Source organism: Qipengyuania sp. (genome assembly GCF_043423005.1).
In the GTDB taxonomy this organism is placed as follows: domain Bacteria; phylum Pseudomonadota; class Alphaproteobacteria; order Sphingomonadales; family Sphingomonadaceae; genus Qipengyuania.
The window spans coordinates 1-4,540 of sequence record NZ_JBHWMI010000047.1 but is presented as its reverse complement, the minus strand read 5'-3'; the positions used below and the strand labels follow the sequence as shown (position 1 = coordinate 4,540).

Genomic DNA, 4,540 nt, shown 5'->3' with positions numbered 1-4,540 from the left:
TCCGGTCAAGACCGCGGCCAGTGCCGCCGCCGGCACCATTGCCACCGGCCTTGGCGGGGCGCTGGCCGGGCGCTTCGTGCGCAACCTTATCGGCGGGCTGATGCGATAGCGGCCGGGCCCCCGCAGGCGGGGCGAGCAGCGGCTTTTACAGCGGCCGGCACTCGTCCTTCAGCCAGGAAAGGTCGGCGCCATCAAGCTGCGGAGCCAGCAGTTCCTCGACCCGCGCATGGTAGGCGTTCCACCATTCGACTTCCCGCGCACTCAGCATCGTCTTGTCGACCAGCCGCCGGTCGAGCGGGACGTGCGTCAGCGTCTCGAAGCCAAGGTATGTGCCTTCGGCCCCTTCGACGGCGGCCTCCACCACCAGCACCAGGTTCTCGATCCGGATGCCATAGGCGCCAACCTTGTAGTAGCCCGGCTCGTTCGAGAGGATCATGCCTGCGCGCAGCGGCGTCTCGGTGCCGGGGAAGGCACCGCCGGGCTTGCTGATCCGCTGCGGTCCCTCGTGGACCGAGAGATAGCTGCCCACGCCGTGGCCCGTACCGTGCCCATAGTCGAGCCCGGCCTGCCACAGGTGCATCCGCGCCAGCGCGTCGATCGCGCCGCCCGGCGTCTCGTCCGGAAACACCGCCGTCGCCAGCTGGATATGACCCTTGAGCACCCGGGTGTTGCGGTCGATCATCTCGGCCGAAGGTTCGCCGGGGCCGATCCACACGGTGCGGGTGATGTCGGTGGTGCCATCGGCATATTGTCCGCCCGAATCGCACAGGAAGATGCTCGACGGAGGAATCGGGATGTTGCTGTCCTCGTCGACCTTGTAATGCGGCAGCGCGGCGTGCGGGCCGGCGGCGCTGATCGTGTCGAAGCTCGCATCCCTGAGATCCGGGCTGAGCCCGCGGAACCCGGCCAGCTTCGCTGCGGCGGACAATTCGTCGACCCCGCCCTTCGGCGCTTCTTCCGACAGCCAGCGCAGGAACCGCGCAACCGCCGCCCCGTCACGCGCCTGGGCGTCGCGGTGTCCCTGCTGTTCGGCGGGGGTCTTGATCGCCTTGGGCAAGACGGTCGGATCGGTCGCCCGCACGACCTTTGCCCCGCTATCCTCGAGCGCGCGGAACACTGCCGCCACGGCATTGTCGGGATCGACCGCCACGGTCTTGCCGGCCAGGGCGGCCAGCGCCGGCTCGAACGCCGACCGCTCGCGGACCGTCACCGCGTTGCCCAGATGCTGGACCAGTTGCGGCGTGACCTTGCCTGCCTCGATGAACAGGTCCGCGGTGCCATCGGCATGGGCGATGACGTAGGACAGCGCGACCGGGGTGTTGGCGATGTCGCCCCCGCGGATGTTGAGCAGCCAGGCAACCGAATCGAGCGCGCTGATAACCGCCGCATTGTGCCCCTCGTGCTTCAGCCAGTCGGCCACCATCGCGCGCTTGTCGGCGCTGGAACGGCCGGCGAAGCGATCCTCATGAGGAACGGCCGGCGCGTCGCTCGGCTGCGGGCGATCGGCCCACACGGCATCGATCGGATTGCCGTCGACCGGGACCAGTTCGATCCCCTTGGCCGCCAGCACCGCCGCCGCCTGCTCCGCCCATTTGACCCCGTGCAGCCAGGCATCGTAGCCGATCCGCGCGCCCCGCTGGGCGGTGGCGGCGATCCATTTCGCCGGCGAGGTCTTCGGCACGTCCTCGTAGGCATAAAGCTTGCCGTCGACCTGATCGCGCACCTGCACGGTATAGCGCCCGTCGGTGAACATGGCCGCCGCGTCCTTCAGCACCACCGCGCTGCCGGCGCTGCCGCCGAAGCCGGTGAGCCATTCCAGCCGCCGGGCATAGCTGCCGACATATTCGCTCATGTGTTCATCCGAGATCGGCACCACGAACCCGTCCAGTCCGCGCCGGGCCAGTTCGGTGCGCAGGGCGGCCAGGCGCGCCTCGTGGGTCTGCATCAGCATGATATCGTCCTTTTCCGTGGCGGCGGCCCGGCCGGTGGGGATACGGCCTTGCGGCATCATCCGCCCAAGCATAATCATCGCCCCGTCTAGACCAAGGCGGCGCGGCTTTCCACCTTTGCGCCGCGAGCGGAGTAGCATTCATGCCAAGCAAGCATCTGATCGCGTGTCTCCTTGCGGCCCCGCTTGCGCTGGGCGCTCCGCTGATGGCGCAAACTGCCGAAGGAACCCGAGTGACAAAGCCCGCCGCCCCGCCCGTCGCCGAAAAGCGCGACCATTCCTACAGCCATCACGGCATCACCATCGCCGATCCCTATCACTGGCTGAAGGATCAGAGCTACCCGGTGGTCGATGACGAGGACGTGCTGGATTACGTCAAGGCGGAGAATGCCTGGTTCGAAACCCGCATGGCGCCGCACAAGCCGCTGGTCGAAACGCTTTACGAAGAGATGAAGGCGCGGATCAAGGAAGACGATTCCACCGTGCCGCAGAAGGATGGCGACTGGCTGTACTGGTCGAAGTTCGACGAGGGGCAGGAATACCGCAAATGGTACCGCAAGCCGGTGGCGGGCGGCGCGGACGAGCTGCTGCTCGACGAGAACACGCTGGCCGAAGGGCACGAATACTTCCGCCTCGGTGCGTTCTCGGTATCGAAGAACGGGCGCTATCTCGCCTATTCGACCGATACCAACGGATCGGAACGCTACACCATCCGGATCAAGGACCTGCAGACCGGCGACCTGCTGCCCGACGAGATCCCCGGCACCCGGTCTGGCCCCACCTGGGTGATGAACGATCGCGGGATCGTCTATGGCCTCTCGACCGAGCAATGGCGTACGCATGATGCGACGCTGCACGTGATCGGCACGCCGAACGCGCAGGACGTGACGCTTTATCGGGAAACCGAGGACGAAGGCTTCGGCGTCGGCACCGGGCTCACCGCACAGGAAGACTGGCTGGTGATCGCCACGGGCGACAACGAAACCAGCGAAGTCCGCCTGGTGCGCGCCGACGATCCCACGGGCAAGCAGATCCTCGTCGCCCCGCGCCGCAAGGGCGTGGAATACGACGTCGACGTGCGGGATGGCACGCTGTTCGTCCACACCAACGATCAGCACGTCAACTTCCGCCTCGCCACCGCCAGTCTCGAGCGGCCAAGCGAATGGACGACGCTGGTCCCCGGATCGGACGAATTCTATCTCGATGGCTTTTCGCTGTTCAAGGACTTCTACGTCACCGAGGGGCGCCTGCGCGGGCTCGATCAGATCCAGCTGCGCGATTATGCCGACCCCGCCCGGATCAAGCCGATCGCCTTCAACGAGGCGAGCTTCACCACCGGGCTCGACAGCAATCCCGAATACGACACCGACCGCCTGCGGCTGGCCTACGAATCGATGGTCACCCCGGATTCGGTCTATGACTATCACGTGGCCACCGGCGAGCTCGAGCTGCTCAAGCAGCAGGAAATCCCCAGCGGCTATGACGGCTCGAAATACAGGGTCGAGCGGATCGAGATCGCAGCGCGCGACGGGACGATGGTGCCGGTCAGCATCGTCAGCCGGGCCGACCGCAAGATGGGCGGGCCGCTACACCTCTACGCCTATGGCGCCTATGGCTATGCGACGCCGCCGGGCTTTTCGACCAGCCGCCTCAGCCTGGTGGACCGCGGGTTCGCCTATGCCATCGCGCATATCCGCGGCGGCGACGATCTCGGCCGGCGCTGGTATCTGCAAGGCAAGCTCAACGAGCGCACCAATACCTTCAACGATTTCGTCGACGTGGCGAAGGGGCTGATCGACAAGGGCTACACCGCCAAGGGCCGCGTCACGGCCAGCGGGGGCTCTGCCGGCGGAGAGCTGATGGGCGCGGTGATCAACACCGATCCCGACCTGTGGGGCGCGGTGGTGGCGCATGTTCCGTTCGTCGACGTGCTCAATACCATGCTCGACAAGGACCTGCCGCTGACGCCCGGCGAATGGCCCGAATGGGGCAACCCTATCGAGAGCAAGCAGGCCTTCGCCTATATCCTCAGCTATTCGCCCTACGATCAGGTGATCGCGCAGGATTATCCGCCGCTGCTGGTCACCGCCGGGCTCAACGATCCGCGCGTCACCTACTGGGAGCCGGCCAAGTGGGTCGCCAAGCTGCGCGACATGAAGACCGACAGCAACGAACTGCTCTTGAAGACCAACATGGGTGCCGGCCATGGCGGCAAGTCGGGCCGCTTCGCCTCGCTCTACGAGACGGCGGAGGAGTACGCTTTCATCCTGTGGCAGATGGGCATGACCCAGTGATGTGCGGGGCGGCGCCCTCCCCCCTCCTCTTCAGGGGAGGGGCCGGGGGTGGGGCCTGCCAATGCATTGCCTCCGCCCCCACCCCAACCTCTCTCCGCAATGGGAGGGGCTTGCGGCCATGAGCAAAGCCTACGAACAGACCTTCACCGCCACAGCCGGACACATCGACGAACTCGGCCATGTCAACAATGCGGTCTGGGTGACCTGGATTTAGGATGCGTCGGTGGCGCATTGGCTGACGGCCGCGCGGCCGCAGGATCGCGACCGGTTCGTCGCGGTCGTGCTGCGCCATGAGAGA

The 4,540-nt window shown here is 66.4% G+C and carries 2 protein-coding genes; one reads left to right on the top strand and one right to left on the bottom strand.

Going from position 1 to position 4,540, the window contains the following annotated elements; genetic code table 11:
* Window positions 1–145: 145 nt before the first annotated feature.
* Window positions 146–1,951 (bottom strand): aminopeptidase P family protein, encoded by a 1,806-nt coding sequence (locus ACHFFA_RS07935; RefSeq protein ID WP_394270308.1) that lies wholly within the window; start codon window positions 1,949–1,951, stop codon window positions 146–148.
* 203 nt (window positions 1,952–2,154) lie between these two features.
* Here ACHFFA_RS07935 and ACHFFA_RS07930 point away from each other — a divergent pair, with 203 nt between their 5' ends.
* Entirely contained in the window at window positions 2,155–4,242 is a 2,088-nt protein-coding gene (locus ACHFFA_RS07930; protein ID WP_394270307.1) for a S9 family peptidase, read from the top strand.
* Window positions 4,243–4,540: the final 298 nt, after the last annotated feature.